Below are 16,686 nucleotides of genomic sequence, written 5' to 3' on the forward strand. Positions count from 1 at the left end.
TATATAAGTGGCTATCAGGCTATAATAGAGGCATGAAAAAGACACTTAAAAAAGTTGTTCAGCCAATCATTCCCAAATCATTGATCAACTTTTTTCATTACACTGAATCCATTGCGGCTGCTCAGAAGTACAAAAAGCCTAGCGAAGGCATGATAGTTATTGGTATTGTCGGCAGCAAAGGCAAAACCACTACTGCCAATATGCTTTGGTCCATACTTAGTGCCGATGGCAATAAGGTTGGCCTAATCGGCACTGCAAACATTCGCTACGGCAACAAAGAAGAAATGAATCCCTACCATATGACTCTGCCCGGGGCGTTTGTCACTCAAAAGATCCTAGCCAAGATGGCTAGCATGAAATGCAAGTATGTGGTTATGGAAGTCCCCTCCGAGGGCCAGACTCAATATCGGCATGTTGGAATTAATTTTGATGTTTTGGTATTTACCAATGTCACCAAGGAACTAATGGCGGCACACGACTTTAGCATGGAAACTTTGCACAAACACAACAAGCGTGTGTTTAAGCACCTCACCCACTCCAAGCGAAAGACCATTGATCTTGCCCGCACCCCCAAGATGATTATCGCTAATACCGACAACAAGCACGCCAAAGATTATTTAATTTTCCAGGCAGATAAAAAGCTAACATTCGGAACCAAGGCCGATGCCGATTACAAAATTACTAGTCTAGCCGACACCCAAAGTGGAATTAGCTTTGACATCGACAAGTCCAGCTATAAGGTAAAGATATTAGGTAAAATAAACGCCATTAATGCTGCCGGTGCAATCGCTACCGCATCGGCCCTAGGTACTAACAAAAAAGCCATTTCTACAGGCCTGAGCAAGCTCCCAACCATACCTGGCCGCATGGAAGTTATTGAAGGCAAACAGCCCTTTACCGTGGTGGTCGATTACGCCCACGAGCAAGCCAGCATGACTGCACTTATGGAAAGTGCTAAAGATATCAAACCCAAAAGCGCTAAAGTCATTACCCTACTCGGTGCCGAAGGTGGTGGCCGCGATAGTGCCAAGCGCCCCGCAATGGGCGAAATCTGTGCCAAGGGTTCGGACATAATTATCTTAAGCAATGTCGACCCATACGAAGACGACCCGATAGACATTATTAATGACATCAAAAAAGGCGCCCTTAAGGCTGGTGCCAAAGAAGGCAAAAGTATGTTTATAGTCCCCGACCGCCGTGAAGGTATCCGCAAAGCCCTGCAGCTAGCCAAAAAAGATGATTTAGTTTTAATTACCGGCAAAGGCGCGGAACAATCAATTGTGATTGGTGGCAAATCCAGCCCTTGGGATGACAGAAAAGTTGTTCGCGAAGAATTAAAAAGCTTATAAATTAGAGTCTAAGAATACTTTTAACTCTTTTAGGTCTCGCTTCGAACAATCATAAAACATCGTTTTAATACCAGCCTGCGTAGCAACTTCGGCAGCTTCTTTATTGTGTTCAAAATAAACAACTTCACTGGGCTTTAAATTATATTTATTAAGTAATATTTCAAAATATTTTGAGTCCGTCTTTTCTGGGTCATGCTTAAGAGTAAAAACTTCGTAAGGAGATCTGTTCAAATTAAACTCTTTGAACTGTTCATCGTTAGCACCCGTCAAAACTAATTTTGGATTTGGATATTTTTCTAAAAGTTGATGCATTTCTTCAAAGACAGTTCCGTCTTTAAGTATAAGGCCATCGATTGCATCTACGAGTATTGTTTTCATTTTTTTGCTAGATCCTTAATAGCTGCAGGGCAGAGTCCATTATGCAACTCGTCGCAGCCCTTGCAGCAAATGAATAACTGGTGGCAGTCTGGCTTGGCACAATCAATGTAGCGATCGCTCGCCTTTTTACAATGTGTGCATGTGCCTAAAACCTTTTCGCCGCTTTTGGTGTCGGTATTAGTAACCATTCGGTCATCAAACACGAAGTTTTTGCCCTTAAAGTAACCATCTGGATACTTCTCGAGATACTTTACAATTCCGCCCTCGAGCTGGTAAACATCGGTAAAACCCTCTTCGGCAAGAAGTGCTGTGGCCTTTTCGCAGCGGATTCCACCAGTGCAATAAGTTACAACCTTTTTATCTTTATCTATCTTGAGGTTTTTAACCTTTTCGGGTAACTCATAAAACTTGACCGTACCAGGCTGAATCGCACCGTCAAACCTACCCACCTCGTACTCATAATTATTACGCATATCCACCATTACCACATCTTCGCCCTGTTCGAAAAGCTCATGCATTTGTTCGGGGCTAAGATACTTGCCAGTCTTTTTAAGATCCACATCTTTTCCAAGCGTCACAATTTCTGAGCGGTATTTAACGATCATTTTCGGAAACGGCATTTTTGGTGCGGTTGATCGCTTGAATACAATACCCCTAAAGTCTGGGTGCTTATCCATATATTCGGTATATTCGTTGAGCTGGGCGCGAGTTCCAGCCACGGTTCCGTTGATGCCTTCATCGCCAATAAGGATTCGGCCCTTCAGGCCAATCCCCTTGCAAACTAGCTTGTGCTGTTTGGCTTCAAACTTCGCATCTTTTAGCGGAGTGAATTTATAATATAGTAGTACAAAAATATTGCTCGACATAATGTGCGATTATAGCAAAATACCAGCTTTAAGGCCAGGCAGCTACTTGATTAGCTTCTGCTCAAGGTCTGTCGAATAAACTCCAGTTTCTATTAGCCAAGCCTGCAGGGCCCTATCTAGGCCTGCGAGTATCGCAAGCCCTACTATTATCAGAAATACCCCTAGGAGTCTTTTGAATAAGCCATTAGGGTCCTCTAGCCAGCTGAACTTGCGTATTAATACCTGCCCAAACTTAGCCACCAGAAGAAGTACTAAACACAAACCAAATGCATAGGCCATGACATATAATAATCCCTTGGCGAAGTTGGCGGGTAATGCCACTGATAGTATTAATAAATATACAGGGCTGCAGCTACTAAATACCGGCCCAAGCGCTGCTCCAACCATAATTGCTCCTACTAAACCACCCTTTTTGTATCCTTTGCCGAGAAACTTATTGGAACTAGCATAGAGACCTAATCGTGATTGGAGTTTTTCCCATAACATAGGCAATGCCATTGAAACACCAAATAATACAATGATTGAGCCCGAAAGGTAGCTCCAGAATGCGGTTGGTACGCCTATCAGGACGGTACTGGCCTTGAGTATTAAGGTAAATACTATAATTGACACAAACAGCGAGAGTACAATAATAAAAGGTCTGTTTTTATCCTTGCTAGCCACCGAACCTCCTAAGATAACCGGCACAATAGGTAGTACACAAGGGGCAAATGCAGTAAGCATCCCCGCTAAGAGCGATATAAAAAGGAAGCTAATTAGCTCTAGCATCAGCTCTTTATTTGGCTGGCTACTTCATTGGCAGTATCACTACCAGACCATTTATTTATTAGCTTCCCATCGCTATCTACCTGGACAAAAGTGTGCTGAAATGTAACGCCGTATTTTTTTCTAAGTTCGATGTTCTTGTCATAATCAACGCTAAGGATTGTAAGATTATTGGGTATGGGGTTACTACTAAAGCTCGCATTTGCTTTCTGACACTCGGAGCACCATTTGGCATTAAAAAACAACACCACGCTAGAATCACTAGCCTTGGATAACTTCGAGCTGTCATATTGCTCATATACTCCAGGACTATCGGCCTTAGCACTACTAGCTATTGGCTCATCGGATTTGGGCGATTCCGAAATGGTGCCCTCAGAGATCGTATTGCTGTCTTTGGGATCTGGCTTATTGGTGCTAGAACTCACAACGATAAATCCCCCAACCAATAACAGCAGGGCAAATGCAGCCACCAAGGCATATTTATTTCTCTTCAAAATATTTTTAATCTTATTCATAGCGCGTATTATACATGAGAAGTACTGATAAAACGAACTATACTTAGCTTGAAACTTAGCTGTATTTCTGTTAAAACTATTAGCGATGCTCACAAAACCCTAAAGGAGTAGCATGGAACACTTACAAAAAGAACTATTCGCCAACGAACAGACCGCACTATTTGAGGATTTGGATTTGGATTTGGAGATACCCGAGAGCAAGTTTAGCCGAATTCTACTCAAGCTAAGTGGTGAAGCACTTATGGGTAAGGCCGGTTCTGGGCTTGATGATATTGTCTTAGATAGATTTGCCAATGATATTGTCAAGGCTCGCCTTGAGCACGATGTTGAAATTGCAATAGTCGTTGGCGGGGGTAATTTCTGGCGCGGCGCCAAGCATGCTGAAATGGACCGTTCTGCTGCAGATTTTTGCGGGATGCTGGCAACAGTCATCAATGCAATTGCCTTGAAGGATCGCCTAGAAAAATTGGGGCAACCGACAAGGGTCATGACAGCAATCCATATGAACCAAGTTGCCGAGCCATATATTCGTGGTAAAGCAATGCGGCACCTGGAAAAAGGGCGAGTTGTTATTTTTGCTGGCGGGACTGGAAACCCGTTTTTCACAACTGATACCGCCGCGGCACTGCGCGCCGCAGAAATCAATGCAGACGCCCTGCTTATGGCAAAAAATGGCGTCGATGGTGTTTATGATTCAGATCCCAAGCTGAACTCTGACGCAATTAAGTATGATGAGCTTGATTACCTCGACATCATCAACAACGACCTTGGCGTTATGGACTCAACAGCCGCAACACATGCCATGGGTAACGATTTGCCAATTGTCGTCTTTGACGGGCTTAAAGAGGGCGGACTTCAGGAGGCTCTATGCAGCCCAGAATTGGGCACAATCATCACATGAGTTAATATTTAGTCGTTTATGGCAATTTGCTATAGACGACTATTTATTTAGGCTTTATTATCCGATGCTTATTTTTATTCAACATGTAGCCTACAAATATCCCAACCACCAACAAGAAAAGCCCGACAACAAACACCTGCCCCGCAGCAGGAACGAGGAAGTAAAATGGGATGACAAAGACTAAGCCGAGTCCAAGAATTAGGAGGCCTATAATAATATCCCCTAGAAACCCTGCATGATAATCCTCATGGGGCTTTTCATAGCTCATGTCCTGCTGTTTTTTCTTATTCTTGTGTTCATGCTTAACATGGCTATTTTTGCTCATTTTATTGTCTTTCGTATTATTTATATACTTATATTCTAACTCTTTTTCAGGATTAATTCTATTGTATCGAGGGCCTCTTGGGCTGAATGAGTCGCCATTAGTTTGGCTCGAACTTGGGCCGAACCGTCGAATCCATTGATATAGAGCTTGAAGAATTTTTTAAGTGGCTCAAAAGACTTGCCATCTCCCCAAGTTTCTTGATAAAGGCTAATATGCTCCAGCAAAATACCTAGCATCTCAGCTAGATTATGGTCTGCTTGAATTTTGTCGAATACGAATAAATTATGGAATACCCCTCGGCCAATCATAATGCCATCGACACCGGTTTCCATAGCCTTATCATCACCTTCTTGACGGCTCAGAATATCGCCGTTACCAACAACCACAGTATCGGGAGATATATTGTCCCGTAGTTGTACCGACTTGGCTACTTCTTCCCAATGAGCAGGGACTTTGCTCATTTCTTTGCGCGTTCTGCCATGAACAATTAATGCATCCAGTTTTTGTTCTAATAAAAATCCAATCCAGTTTTCGGTATCAATATTATCAAATCCTATTCGGGTTTTAACACTCACAGGCAAGCTACCTGCACCTTCTTTGGTGGCAGCGATAACTTCAGCTGCCAGAGAAGGGTTTTGGATCATGGCACTACAGGCACCCTTTTTGATCATATCTTTAACAGGACAGCCCATATTTATATCAATCCCAGCAAAGCCCATAGCTTTAATATCTTTAGCCATCGTGAGGTAGTTTTTTGGATCAATCCCCCATATTTGGGCAATAACAGGTCCTTCGATTGGTTCGTATTTGAGCCGGCTACTGATCGCCTGCTTACCGGGACTACAATAGCCATCTGCATTAGCAAATTCTGTCATCATCAAATCAGCCGGTGCGTGTTTTGCGACAATTTGCCTAAACACCGTATCGGTCACATCATCCATAGGAGCCAAAACATAAAATGGTTGATTTGATTTTTTTAGATTTTGCCAGATGTGATTCATATATTCTAGGCTAAATAATGGGAATGATTGGAATATTTTTTAAGTATTAAGCTATGCACTATAGTCTTGTCGTCGCCGTAGACCTTGCTCTGCTGGGTAAAATGTTCTAGCAAATCGTCGTTGGCTGGCTCATAAATAAACTCTCTTAGCCCTTCGACGCTACGACACACCACTACCGCATCAACATGCATGGTATCGCATATTTGACGCAAGATCGCTTGCTTTGGCCTGGCTAAGGCCGCCATAACTATATGAGTATAGCCCGAGTAGTCATGCTCGGAAGCATCACAATATCTAATTTTAATATTCTTATCTAGGCCGAGCTCCGATATTATTTTGGTCGATAGAACAACAGCTTCGGCATTATTATCTAGGACAGTGATTTCACAATTATTCTGTTTGCTATAAGCAATCGCAGTTTCGGGAAATGGCCCACCACCGATAAATATAACTTTTGATTCGGCATTAAAACCAGCTTCGAGGGATTCCTTTTGGGCAAACTCAAAAGTACGACCGATGAATTGGTCTTTGAGAAAGTCTCTACCGCCAGCAAGTACATCCAGATAGGTAGATGTCTCTAAAAAAACCTCGAAAAGTTCGTAAATGCGCCTGGTCTGATGAGCTAGATTACGAAAGTGAGCCGTGTTTAAAAGCTCTCTTGAAAGTTCATTGTACTGAGGATCTCGAACGATATGCTCAAGACGCTCTATTAGAGTGGCAAAATCTTTACTTAAAAAAATCACTGGGGACTTTTCGGCATTACATAGCTCGGTGGTGATTTCTTCGATGTCAGATTTGAAATTATTATAAAGACTATTTTTCATCGGGATACCATAGCATAAAAATGCTTTTAATTCCAGTCACATTAATTGCTCAAAAGCGTTATAATAGTCTGTATGCAATATAAAGATCCCGAGTCAAAATCAAAGTCAAAGGCTTCTAAGCATGACACTAAGCCTGATTTTGTATATGACCCAGACAACAAGGACCAAAATAACAGCGATGAGGAGAGCCTGCTGGCAAGCCAACTTGATCCCATGGGAAAAGAAGACCAAATTATAGACCCCAAATTAGAAAAGCGCGCCAGAAGACGCAAAAAAGCCAAACGCATAATATTATTCGTTTTGCTTTTTATATTCTTAGCTGGCGGTGGAGCTTTTGCCTACCTATTTAGTAGAGCTAACAAAATTAGTACCAACCCCTTCAATTTCTCTACAAAACTTAAGGGCGAATCTGAAGGCCGAGTGAATATCCTCTTGCTGGGAGTGGGCGACCCTGGGCACGACGGAGAGACATTAGCCGACACGAACATGGTAGTAAGCCTAGACACCAAAAATAACAAAGTAGCCATGATTAGTGTCCCCCGCGATACACGCGTCTTCATACCATCAGAGGGCTATGTAAAAATAAATAATGCGCATGCCATAGGCCAAGCCAAGACTCCCCCCAAGGGTATCGAACTGGCACAAAAGACTGTCGAGGATACCCTTGGAATACCTATCCAATACTATGTCAGAGCTAATTTCTCTGGCCTAAAAGATGCCGTCGATGCCGTTGGAGGAATAGAGGTAGATGTTAAGGAGCCCCTAAATGACCCCGAGTACCCCTGTGATAAAAACCAATATAAAAGCTGCGGATTTAAAATCAGTGCCGGACCCACCAAGATGGACGGCTCAACTGCTCTAAAATATGCCCGTTGCCGAAAAGGAACTTGTGGCGATGATTTCGGACGCGCTATAAGGCAGCAAGAAGTCTTGCAGGCAGTGCGCACCAAAGCAGTAAGCTCGGAAACACTGACTGATCCAAAAAAGCTGGCATCCCTTATTGATGCAGCCGCAAACAACATAACTACCAACATGAGCCTAAGTGAAATACAGAGAGCCTATGAACTTAGCAAAAAGGTGCCAACTGAAAACATAACCAGCATTGTATTCTCAACCAACCCAAATGGCTTCCTTAAGCAGGATCCAAGCAGCAGTGATTTGCTTCCTGTCGGTGGTAACTTCGATGAAATTAAAAAATTCGTAAAGGAAATATTTACTGTGGGGGCTCTTTGGTCCGAGGATGCTAAAATAATTGTAGAAAATGGCACTGCAACAGTCGGCCTGGCTGGCAAATTCGAAGCGAAGTTAGCAAATGCAGGTGTGCCAATCCAGATACTAGCTATACAGAATGCAACCACCAAAGACTACTCGACTAGCCAGATAATAGACTACTCTGGTGGCAAGAAGCCCCAAACGATAAAGTATCTCGAAGACCTCCTGGGAGTTAAGGCTACACTTCCCGCAGAAGCAAGTAAATCTACTGGCAGCCAAGATATAACGGTGATACTGGGTAGCGACTATGCAGACAAAGTATCCCAGACAGGAACTGCTTCAGAGTAGCCCTACTTGACTTGCTCTTTATGCCCAGCTCAATTATATGTATAATAGACCTATAAATTAAGGAGACTAATGGACATCGTAACAACCCCGACCCGTAATTCGCTCATAGCCAGGTCGATAGCTAATGTAATTTTCGGATCCCTAATACTGCTATTCCCCGGGATAACGCTAGCAGTGCTAGCGGTGGCATTTGCTATTAATATACTCATTGTTGGGCTCTTCATGCTCTTCGAACCAGCTTTTGACTCAACCAATAAGCATGCCCTACTAACTGTTATATCAGGCCTACTAGCGATTGGGGCGGGAGTTTATGTGCTATCAAGGCCGCTAGCCGGAGTTGTTATCTTGAGTATTATAATTGCTGCTTGGGCGCTACTATATGGGCTCATGGATCTATTTATAGGTTTCAAACTTTCTGAAAATAAGCTTCAGGGGTCCTGGATATATATTCTCATTGGTATATTATCTCTGATGTTTGCTGTATACCTAGCATTTAACCCTCTTGAAGGTAGCTTGGCGCTAGTGGGCGTTGTAGGTATATACTCACTTTTAATTGGATTTATTTTTGGCTTCCAGGCCTTCAAGATAAAGCCAGAGAAGGCAATAAAAGCTAAGACAACTACTCCTAAAACATCCGGACCCATCAAAAAACCAGCCAAGAAAATCGTCAGGAAAACCTCCAAATAATGGAAACCAAGGTTGTAAAGCCTCAATCAGAACACATAGATACATTTAGCAACTATTTATCAGGGATATTTGCCTGGATGTTTGCAGGCTTATCGATAAGTGGGGCTATAGGCTATATAATCTCCCAAAGTGGCGACTCAATCAAATTGCTATTTTTAAACCCGATATCGTTTCTGATAATAATTGTATTACAGCTAGGATTAGTAGTTTTCTTGAGTGCTAGGGCTACCAAATTGAGTGCCAACACAGCTAGGCTAGCTTTTTTAGGCTATGCACTAACCGTAGGCATAACTCTTTCTACGATATTTTTGACCTACACCTCGACTTCCATAATGAGAGTATTCTTCATAGCTGGGAGTATGTTTCTAGTTATGGCAATAATTGGCTACACTACCAAGGTAGATCTAAGTAAAATTGGTACGATCCTGCTGATGGGCCTATTTGGCATTATAATCGCGACAGTAGTGAATTTTTTTCTAAATTCAAATGCCCTCCAGATGGCGGTTTCTTACATTGGCGTAGTAATATTTCTAGGGCTTACAGCCTACGATATACAAAAAATTAAGTCTATCTATAGCCAATTCGGTAGCGCTGGCAATATGGCTATTCTTGGTGCTCTAAGCCTCTACCTCGATTTCTTAAATCTTTTCTTGTTCTTGCTCAGGATTTTTGGAGCAGGTAAAGACTAGCGATAATTTGCCTTGCTAACGGTTATTGGGGTATTATAATTATATTATAATAATCTAATTTAGGAGGTCCCATGGATGTAATTGTTATGCCGTCAAAAAAGAGTTTACTGCTAAGATCCATTGTAAATATAATTGTAGGATTAATAATTGTTGCCTGGCCAGCAGCGACACTTGTCGTGCTAGTTTATGCTTTCGCTATCAATATACTAATTATTGGTATTGCAACACTATTTGAGCCTGTATTTAATAAATCTAGCCACAGCAACATTGGTGCCGTTATACTAGGAGTAATAGGAATCGCTGCAGGTATATACCTGATTGCAAGACCAGTCGTCACGGGCGAAATAATTGCGCTTCTGATTGCTTTCTGGGCTATCTTGTTCGGCATTACAGACCTCTATATTGGCTTTACCAGTAAGACAAAAGAAGGTGGGAGTCTTCTATTCATACTCGCCGGTGTTATATCCTTGATATTTGGAATATATGTACTAAACAGCCCGCTCGAAACAATCCTGTCTCTAATTTTTGTTATCGGATTATACAGCATTATCGTAGGTGCTGTACTCGGCTGTGTAGGCCTGTTCTTTTACCCAGCAGCAAAAAAATCTTCCAAAGCTTAGATGGAAATCACCCCCGTGCCTGTCAAATCGCATAAGTTCTGGAACAAATTAATACTAATTCTCCTTGCTGTGCTACTTGTCCTAGCTAGCTATATGACAATACTCCGAGACAACTTTGCCTCTGGAGCCAAGACATACTTGTTTTTAAAAGAGGCAAGGGCTTATGAAAACATTGCCGATCTAGCTAAGATAGAAATCAGATCCAATCTTCCTGAGAATATCAAAAACAACTTCGTAAAGCGTGCTGTGGTAGAAAAGATAATGGAGATAGTAATAACTCCTGAAAATGTCTCAAAAGTCGCGGAGCCAGGTTTGATTGCCCTTTACAAACTTTCCGATAAAGCCGCATCGTTAGCTGGCGAAAAGATCGTAATAGACACTGCTGAGTTCAAGAAGCAAGCCAATGAATACCTACCGGCACTTGGCCTGCCAGCAGGTTTTACTGAAGCTACTAATGACTTCGTTAAAGCTGTGCCGAATCAAATAACCATCATTGATGTAGATAAAAACCCCAACTCCCCTATTGCGGCATTTGTTAAGATCCGTGAAGCCTATAAAGGTCTAAACACCGCTACAAATGTACTGTGGGTACTAATAATTACAGCTCTGGCTGCGCTGGTGGCTATAAATATTCGCGCAGGGCGAAAAATACTCTCCACAATCACTTGGTCCTTCGGTGTGGCTGGTGGCCTGATGCTTGCTATGTCCTACGCCATAACCCCAATCGTCGTGTCGATTATTCCACAGAATCCTAGCCCTGCCATTAATAGCGCCACAACCAACTTAGTGGCTGATGCTCTAGACTACTTCCTGATGGTATCGAGAAGCTATGGATGGACAATGATAGTAATCGCATTATTAGCTCTTGGTGGCAAGCTACTACTATCAAACGATAGTGTTAAGACAGCCCTAAAGGGTGGCTACCAGAAAATAGTATCGACTGCTAAAGGAACTAAGCCAAAAACCAAATCAGAGCCGAAGCGTACACCAAAGAGCAAGTAGTTTTGCCCTTACGGGGGTGTATTAATATTTTGAGCAGGCAACAATACCCCACCTCAGAACTTCTATCCGATCTACCAAGACCCAGCGATATTGGGTTCGTTACAGCGTAGAGCAAGCTACTAGCTAAGGACAAGCTCCCGATGCCTTCTATGTGTCCTTTATCTCCAAAAAATGCCTACCAGCCTCTTAAGAGAGCCTGAATACTAGCCTGGAGCCAAATGGCAGGCTGAGTTTAAGAACCTAGTAAAGTTTATGCCCAGTAAATTATGGTGTAGATATATACTGGCAGCCCCTAATAGCCGGCCTTTATCTAGAAACCTAGATTGCTAAACTCTGGGACATACAGAGTTACATCATCTAAAAATGGCCTAATAGAGTTGGCAAATATAGGATTTGCATCTGTAGTAAATGTAGAACCATCATTGTATCTAACACTAATGGTAAATTGTTTACCTCCAAGCGGGGGCTCAGACGAAGGCTTTTGGGATATGATCTTATCGACCACGCCATAGGCTATGAGGCTCTTTTGGATTTCACTAAATTTACCTGGCTGAATCTGGCAGTCTGTATACTTAGTATCAGTATCTATCTGTTTTTTAACCGATAGTTGGCAGCTGTCCTTACTTATTGTCAAAGTGCTGGTCTGCTGGTATTGGGGAGAAACCGGCCCAGAGCTGACACTAAAAGATATTTCAGCAATCTTATGAGAGTACTTACTTTGGATAATCATCATTGCCACTGCCAATATAATTACCGAGCCGATTATGACTGATAATATAAACAATGTATTAATATATGGCTTTTTAGCACCTTTACTTAACATATAGCTACATCATATCACCTTTATAGTACTGTAAAAATATATTATATGTTAAAATTAATACATTAAGGAGTATGAAATGAAGAGAGTAAGCTTTATACAAATAGGCCTTTCATTGGTCTTTCTAGTAATTGCCTTGGTTGTACTAGGCGACCTTGTGGGTCTCATAAAGGCCAATAATATATTTGGCCAATACTGGCCGGCTTTATTAATTCTATTAGGGGTTATGCTGATAGGCCCGAATTCCAGAAATAATGGTATTTCGTTTGGCATAATAATACTAGGTATTTTGCTACTAATGAATACATTCAACCTCTTCGCTACCCAGGGCGGAAAAGTAGTTCTGATAATGCTCTTATCATTTAGTGGGCTAGCCATGCTAGTTTTCGCTACCACTAAAAAGCACAAAGGCTCTAACCCTAGTAGTACTTCAACCGACAAAGAGCTTTATTTTTAGATTCTGACTATAGGCTGCCTAATAATTGTCTTTACTCTCCCCGACTTACTCCTAGTTGGATCGCTTAAATAGATCTCATGATGCCTTAAGACAGCCTTGTAGCCACGCTTTTTTATGTAGCTAGCGAGCGTTTTAATATCCCCGATGGCAGTGGAATAAGAGCCAAAGTGTAGTATCTGAGCCGATTTCTTTTCTTGGAGGCTCGAGATGTGAATATCATTATATCTAGGGTTTGGCTTAATCCCTAAAGTCATGCTAACTGCCATATTAACTACACCCTGGGTGACAAACCCTGGTACGACAATAAAAACCTCCCAGATAAGATTACCGCCATCGCTGGCATCGTATGGCTTGCCATTCTTCATGCTCCACAAAGCCTCTAGGGCAGAAACCCTAAAGCTCACAAAGCCCTCGGGGGTATTGCCTTTTTTTGGCATAAAATTAATTGCATAGGCGATGGAATATAGCGCCTCGACGGAATCTCGGAATCTAGGACCATTGGGCTCACCTTCCCCGCTGATGGCCATTATTCTTAGGGCTGGGACATCGATTATCGAGGCCTTCGCGACTTTAGCGCTATAAATTAATGGATAGATATCTGATATATTAAACTTCTCAGATTCCATAGCGACCCAATACTCCTAAGATAGCCAATTTGTAACGCAATGTTATGTTCATAGTTTCATTTCCTCAAATGCCCAGACTAACACCTCTAGCATTTCATCGTAATTTATTAATACCCCTGGTGCATAGATATACAATACATTATCAACTACTTCTATGTTAATTTCAAAGTTTAGCGAATATATCTTTTCCATAAAGTTGGGTGCTAGCAGCTCGAAGCTAGTGGCTCGGTCAGGCTTAGCTGCCCAGACAGCAAATTTCTTATTAAAGTCGTTACTTTCGGTTGATACCTTAATAAGTCCCTTGGCCTTTGGTTTAAAGCCATACCAGCTTTTTTCGGTTACAAGTATATCATCATAATGTTTTGGCAATATAGACTGGGCTATTGTCATCGTTTCCATTGTAGACCCAGCCCTAGGCTGGTAGCTATAGAACTCTACAATCTTTCCAGAATAGTAGCCTGAAACATGATTGTTGATATCGGCATTGCCAAAGCCTGCTGGACCAAATATTGCACCTCTGGTAGGCATCATTAACCATCCGAAGTCTGGATTAAAATAAAATCCTTTTTTGCTAGCAAACTCTGCTATCGCCTTATCATACTTCCCTACATCCTCTGTAGACTGGCTGATACTATCGAGCACAAATACGCCCTGAACCTTTACAAAGAACCAAATTTCGGCAAAAGCAGAATTATCAATAAATATATCCTTGCCGGTTTTAAGGTCATGAAGCCTGTCTTTACAGCTAGCCTGAATATGTGCGCTGAAAGAGTCACTTTTAGATTTGCCATCTTGTATTCTGATATCAATTATTTTAATATTTTCTATTATATTCTGACGCTGATAGTTTTTTAATATATTCAACTGTAGCGTAATATTCTTGAAATAATTCGGTGATAATAACAACTTTAATTTTTTTAAATCAAAGTCGGACCAAGCTGACTGGAAACCTAAAAAGGTGTTTCTTGCTATCAAGGCCTTTGCCTTATCGCCTTGGCTAGTTAGTTTATTATCCGTGCTGCTAAAGCTACCACTTGTACCTGGGCTGAGGCCTTTAGTTTTGTACTTTTTAAGAATATATATAAATATTATGCCTACCCCGAAAAATAATAACGCTACAGGCCATAGCGATCCAGACCCTCCATAGCCAGATGGGTTACTACTCGATGAATAACCTGAGGAAAAGCCAGTGCCAGAATAAGAACCCCCACTTGAGCCCCCAGAGCTAGACCCGCCTCCACCGCCACGAGCCAACACGGAATTATTACTGGCTAAGGTCTGCTCGTAGTTGATTGTCATAGATGCGTCTTACTCGGCTCTATCAAGAGCGGCTTACTTGGCGTATTTATTAAGGTTAGACTGGAAATAGTATATTGGAAGCAAAGACACTGCAACTAGTATCAGCGTAGAGCCTAGCTTTGGGGCATTATTGAGCATAGCGAAGCTGTAGGGTTGATAAGTGATAGCCACAAACAGTGATCCAAGATAGCCAAGTATTATCGGAGCCAAAAACGCCGTAATTCGGCTGACATTACCCTTGGTAGTCTTCTCTATTGCACCTGCAAATCTCCAGAACCACCAGATATTCACCACTGGTATAAAAAACCAAAGGAAAAATGGCACTTTTTTAGCCTTGCCATTAATGACATTCATCTCAGTCTTAGTAATAAAGTACCAGTAGATATGGTAAACGCCAAATGTAAGAAGTGTTAACAATGTGATGGCTAAAAGTGATCTGTGTTTTACTCTCATATATTGCTCCTTATGATACTTTAATTATATGTCTATATTGCTTGGTAGTCTACCAAATCAAGCCGATGATAGCAAAAATCGCTATCCCCGCCCAAAAAATATTTAAAATAACTGTCTGCGCTGTTCTCTTGTATAAAGCTACTATGAGAATACCAATAGCACCAGTAAGATTTAGTAGCTGATAAAATAAGCTCGATGAACTGATCAAATTAACACTAATCAAGAAATAGGCTGCAATAATTGCTAGGGCACCATACCAGCCAGCTATTTCAGTGAAAATATTTATTTTAAGGGTTTTTTTGGGGGGTGATTTTTTGATACTAACAAGCTCCGAGGTTTCTCTTGCGCAAATACTGCTGATGATACTCTTCGGCTCTCCAGAAAGTACTTGCGGCCACCAGCTGGGTTACTATTGGGTCGCTGTATTTTTTTGATTTTGTAAGCTCAGCTATTTTATGTTCGGCTAGTTTCTTTTGATTAGCATTGTGATAAAAAATAACACTCCGGTAGCTATCCCCTACATCTGGGCCTTGCCTATCGAGCTGAGTTGGGTCGTGTTTATCAAAAAAAATGTCTAGTAGCTCTGTGTAGCTTGTCTTGGCAGAGTCAAACTCTATTTGAACCGTTTCGGCGTGTCCAGTTGTGTGGCTACAAACTTGCTCGTAGGTGGGGTTGTCTACATTTCCACCTTCATACCCGACTGTGGTCTTGAGAACCTTAGCTTTAGTGCGAAAAGCTTCTTCTACTCCCCAAAAACACCCCCCACCAAAGTCTGCTAACTCAATATTACTCATTATGCCTTGCCTCCCATTAAGTAGTAGTATACTGGCCTAGCCAAGAAGTTGCGACTCATGCTGGCCTACTCCTACTTCCCACACTTTAATGTCCTCACCACTTTCCTTGCCATAGCCGTCTTTTGCAGTCTGGACCACTACCTCTGCAACGCGATGGGCGGGCATTCCGTGGAAATTTGTCATTTCGGTTGATGTCATGGTAGGGCTTACTGAATAAATATTGAGAGCTGGAGTCTCTAGTGCCAACACCTCAGTAAAAGATCTGACGGCGGCCTTTGTGGCACTATAGACGCTTAAATCTATAGTCGGGTTAGATCGTGATCCACCCACTATATTAATGATAGATTTCCTGACATGAGGCAAAAAAGCCTTGGTCATGATAATCAAGCCTAGGAAATTCACATTTATTTGTTCCTCGATATCTTCATAAGTAAGATCTGTAAATTTTTTCCATCGCATCACCGCCGCGTTATTAACCAGAATATCGACGCCGCCATACTTAAGTACGACAGTTTTTTGTAACGCTCTAATACTGGACTCGCTCCTAACATCTAGCTGGGCTAAAAATGTCGATTTCGCACCCAGAGCAAGGCATTTATTCGAGACAGTCTCGGCCTGACCTATCTCGTCCAGGAAGGTTATTATCACATTGCAACCTTGCTTAGCAAAAGCTTCAGCTGTCTCAGCACCTATTCCCCTGCTTGATCCTGTTATGAGAACTGTTTTACCGATTATTTTTTGCATAATTCTATTAT

General features: G+C 41.9%; 21 protein-coding genes. 8 read left to right on the forward strand and 13 right to left on the reverse strand.

Annotated elements, in window-relative coordinates:
• Positions 1–32 precede the first annotated feature (32 nt).
• Entirely contained in the window at positions 33–1,349 is a 1,317-nt protein-coding gene (gene murE, locus NT111_03005; protein MCX6804958.1) for a UDP-N-acetylmuramyl-tripeptide synthetase, read from the forward strand.
• Here murE and NT111_03010 read toward each other — a convergent pair.
• From NT111_03010 to NT111_03025, 4 genes are read right to left on the reverse strand one after another with little or no spacing between them, the layout of a single operon-like run.
• Entirely contained in the window at positions 1,344–1,727 is a 384-nt protein-coding gene (locus NT111_03010; protein ID MCX6804959.1) for a hypothetical protein, read from the reverse strand. The genes murE and NT111_03010 overlap by 6 nt on opposite strands.
• A complete protein-coding gene (locus tag NT111_03015; protein MCX6804960.1) occupies positions 1,724–2,593 on the reverse strand; it encodes a rhodanese-related sulfurtransferase in 870 nt (289 codons plus the stop codon). Before NT111_03015 ends, NT111_03010 begins: the two co-directional genes overlap by 4 nt.
• Positions 2,594–2,635: 42 nt before the next feature.
• Positions 2,636–3,361 (reverse strand): sulfite exporter TauE/SafE family protein, encoded by a 726-nt coding sequence (locus NT111_03020; GenBank protein MCX6804961.1) that lies wholly within the window; start codon positions 3,359–3,361, stop codon positions 2,636–2,638.
• Entirely contained in the window at positions 3,361–3,873 is a 513-nt protein-coding gene (locus NT111_03025) for a thioredoxin family protein (GenBank protein ID MCX6804962.1), read from the reverse strand. The genes NT111_03020 and NT111_03025 overlap by 1 nt, the downstream gene beginning before the upstream one ends.
• Before the next feature lie 187 nt (positions 3,874–4,060).
• Between NT111_03025 and pyrH the strand changes: the two genes are divergently transcribed.
• A complete protein-coding gene (pyrH, locus tag NT111_03030; protein ID MCX6804963.1) occupies positions 4,061–4,774 on the forward strand; it encodes a UMP kinase in 714 nt (237 codons plus the stop codon).
• A gap of 43 nt (positions 4,775–4,817) precedes the next feature.
• Here the strand turns inward: pyrH and NT111_03035 are convergent, their stop codons facing one another.
• The 3 genes from NT111_03035 to NT111_03045 are packed head-to-tail and all read right to left on the reverse strand — an operon-like array spanning position 4,818 to position 6,924.
• Positions 4,818–5,099 (reverse strand): hypothetical protein, encoded by a 282-nt coding sequence (locus NT111_03035; protein MCX6804964.1) that lies wholly within the window; start codon positions 5,097–5,099, stop codon positions 4,818–4,820.
• A gap of 35 nt (positions 5,100–5,134) precedes the next feature.
• Positions 5,135–6,100, reverse strand: a complete 966-nt coding sequence (locus tag NT111_03040; protein MCX6804965.1) for a tRNA-dihydrouridine synthase — start codon at positions 6,098–6,100, stop codon at positions 5,135–5,137.
• A gap of 5 nt (positions 6,101–6,105) precedes the next feature.
• Positions 6,106–6,924 (reverse strand): nicotianamine synthase family protein, encoded by an 819-nt coding sequence (locus NT111_03045; protein ID MCX6804966.1) that lies wholly within the window; start codon positions 6,922–6,924, stop codon positions 6,106–6,108.
• 72 nt (positions 6,925–6,996) lie between these two features.
• Between NT111_03045 and NT111_03050 the strand changes: the two genes are divergently transcribed.
• The 5 genes from NT111_03050 to NT111_03070 all read left to right on the forward strand — a co-directional run bounded on the left by NT111_03050 (position 6,997) and on the right by NT111_03070 (position 11,482).
• A complete protein-coding gene (locus NT111_03050) occupies positions 6,997–8,484 on the forward strand; it encodes an LCP family protein (protein MCX6804967.1) in 1,488 nt (495 codons plus the stop codon).
• A gap of 69 nt (positions 8,485–8,553) precedes the next feature.
• Positions 8,554–9,171 (forward strand): DUF308 domain-containing protein, encoded by a 618-nt coding sequence (locus NT111_03055; protein MCX6804968.1) that lies wholly within the window; start codon positions 8,554–8,556, stop codon positions 9,169–9,171.
• Entirely contained in the window at positions 9,171–9,860 is a 690-nt protein-coding gene (locus NT111_03060) for a Bax inhibitor-1/YccA family protein (protein MCX6804969.1), read from the forward strand. The genes NT111_03055 and NT111_03060 overlap by 1 nt, the downstream gene beginning before the upstream one ends.
• Before the next feature lie 71 nt (positions 9,861–9,931).
• Positions 9,932–10,480: a DUF308 domain-containing protein gene (locus NT111_03065; protein ID MCX6804970.1), complete on the forward strand. Its 549-nt coding sequence runs from the start codon at positions 9,932–9,934 to the stop codon at positions 10,478–10,480.
• On the forward strand, positions 10,481–11,482 hold the full coding sequence (locus tag NT111_03070; protein MCX6804971.1) for a hypothetical protein: 1,002 nt from the start codon (positions 10,481–10,483) through the stop codon (positions 11,480–11,482).
• A 310-nt stretch (positions 11,483–11,792) separates the two neighbouring features.
• Here NT111_03070 and NT111_03075 read toward each other — a convergent pair whose 3' ends face one another.
• Entirely contained in the window at positions 11,793–12,305 is a 513-nt protein-coding gene (locus tag NT111_03075; protein ID MCX6804972.1) for a hypothetical protein, read from the reverse strand.
• Positions 12,306–12,381: 76 nt separating this feature from the next.
• Here NT111_03075 and NT111_03080 point away from each other — a divergent pair, with 76 nt between their 5' ends.
• Complete coding sequence (locus NT111_03080; GenBank protein MCX6804973.1) at positions 12,382–12,759, forward strand: hypothetical protein; 378 nt, start codon at positions 12,382–12,384, stop codon at positions 12,757–12,759.
• Here NT111_03080 and NT111_03085 read toward each other — a convergent pair.
• The 5 genes from NT111_03085 to NT111_03105 form a co-directional block, all read right to left on the reverse strand.
• Complete coding sequence (locus NT111_03085) at positions 12,756–13,385, reverse strand: GyrI-like domain-containing protein (GenBank protein ID MCX6804974.1); 630 nt, start codon at positions 13,383–13,385, stop codon at positions 12,756–12,758. The two genes, NT111_03080 and NT111_03085, sit on opposite strands and share 4 nt — an antisense overlap.
• A 48-nt stretch (positions 13,386–13,433) precedes the next feature.
• Complete coding sequence (locus tag NT111_03090) at positions 13,434–14,684, reverse strand: DUF3137 domain-containing protein (GenBank protein MCX6804975.1); 1,251 nt, start codon at positions 14,682–14,684, stop codon at positions 13,434–13,436.
• A 33-nt stretch (positions 14,685–14,717) separates the two neighbouring features.
• The gene (locus tag NT111_03095) at positions 14,718–15,137 is read right to left on the reverse strand and encodes a DUF4234 domain-containing protein (GenBank protein ID MCX6804976.1); all 420 of its coding nucleotides are present in this window, start codon (positions 15,135–15,137) and stop codon (positions 14,718–14,720) included.
• Between the two features lie 320 nt (positions 15,138–15,457).
• Positions 15,458–15,931, reverse strand: coding sequence for a peptide-methionine (S)-S-oxide reductase MsrA (gene msrA, locus NT111_03100; GenBank protein ID MCX6804977.1), 474 nt, complete (start codon positions 15,929–15,931; stop codon positions 15,458–15,460).
• Positions 15,932–15,967: 36 nt separating this feature from the next.
• Positions 15,968–16,675 carry an SDR family NAD(P)-dependent oxidoreductase gene (locus NT111_03105; protein MCX6804978.1) on the reverse strand — a complete coding sequence of 236 codons (708 nt, stop codon included), beginning with the start codon at positions 16,673–16,675 and terminating at the stop codon, positions 15,968–15,970.
• Positions 16,676–16,686: the final 11 nt, after the last annotated feature.

The organism is Patescibacteria group bacterium (assembly GCA_026397045.1).
In the GTDB taxonomy this organism is placed as follows: Bacteria; Patescibacteriota; Saccharimonadia; order CAILAD01; family BJGX01; genus JAPLVO01.

Coding starts and splice junctions, on each gene's coding strand:
- NT111_03025 (MCX6804962.1), bottom strand. CDS start 3,873: ATGAATAAGATTAAAAATATTTTGAAGAGAAATAAATATGCCTTGGTG.
- NT111_03045 (MCX6804966.1), bottom strand. CDS start 6,924: ATGAAAAATAGTCTTTATAATAATTTCAAATCTGACATCGAAGAAATC.
- NT111_03035 (MCX6804964.1), bottom strand. CDS start 5,099: ATGAGCAAAAATAGCCATGTTAAGCATGAACACAAGAATAAGAAAAAA.
- NT111_03010 (MCX6804959.1), bottom strand. CDS start 1,727: ATGAAAACAATACTCGTAGATGCAATCGATGGCCTTATACTTAAAGAC.
- NT111_03020 (MCX6804961.1), bottom strand. CDS start 3,361: ATGCTAGAGCTAATTAGCTTCCTTTTTATATCGCTCTTAGCGGGGATG.
- NT111_03070 (MCX6804971.1), top strand. CDS start 10,481: ATGGAAATCACCCCCGTGCCTGTCAAATCGCATAAGTTCTGGAACAAA.
- murE (MCX6804958.1), top strand. CDS start 33: ATGAAAAAGACACTTAAAAAAGTTGTTCAGCCAATCATTCCCAAATCA.
- NT111_03095 (MCX6804976.1), bottom strand. CDS start 15,137: ATGAGAGTAAAACACAGATCACTTTTAGCCATCACATTGTTAACACTT.
- NT111_03085 (MCX6804974.1), bottom strand. CDS start 13,385: ATGGAATCTGAGAAGTTTAATATATCAGATATCTATCCATTAATTTAT.
- NT111_03075 (MCX6804972.1), bottom strand. CDS start 12,305: ATGTTAAGTAAAGGTGCTAAAAAGCCATATATTAATACATTGTTTATA.
- msrA (MCX6804977.1), bottom strand. CDS start 15,931: ATGAGTAATATTGAGTTAGCAGACTTTGGTGGGGGGTGTTTTTGGGGA.
- NT111_03080 (MCX6804973.1), top strand. CDS start 12,382: ATGAAGAGAGTAAGCTTTATACAAATAGGCCTTTCATTGGTCTTTCTA.
- NT111_03105 (MCX6804978.1), bottom strand. CDS start 16,675: ATGCAAAAAATAATCGGTAAAACAGTTCTCATAACAGGATCAAGCAGG.
- NT111_03065 (MCX6804970.1), top strand. CDS start 9,932: ATGGATGTAATTGTTATGCCGTCAAAAAAGAGTTTACTGCTAAGATCC.
- NT111_03015 (MCX6804960.1), bottom strand. CDS start 2,593: ATGTCGAGCAATATTTTTGTACTACTATATTATAAATTCACTCCGCTA.
- NT111_03055 (MCX6804968.1), top strand. CDS start 8,554: ATGGACATCGTAACAACCCCGACCCGTAATTCGCTCATAGCCAGGTCG.
- NT111_03060 (MCX6804969.1), top strand. CDS start 9,171: ATGGAAACCAAGGTTGTAAAGCCTCAATCAGAACACATAGATACATTT.
- NT111_03090 (MCX6804975.1), bottom strand. CDS start 14,684: ATGACAATCAACTACGAGCAGACCTTAGCCAGTAATAATTCCGTGTTG.
- NT111_03050 (MCX6804967.1), top strand. CDS start 6,997: ATGCAATATAAAGATCCCGAGTCAAAATCAAAGTCAAAGGCTTCTAAG.
- NT111_03040 (MCX6804965.1), bottom strand. CDS start 6,100: ATGAATCACATCTGGCAAAATCTAAAAAAATCAAATCAACCATTTTAT.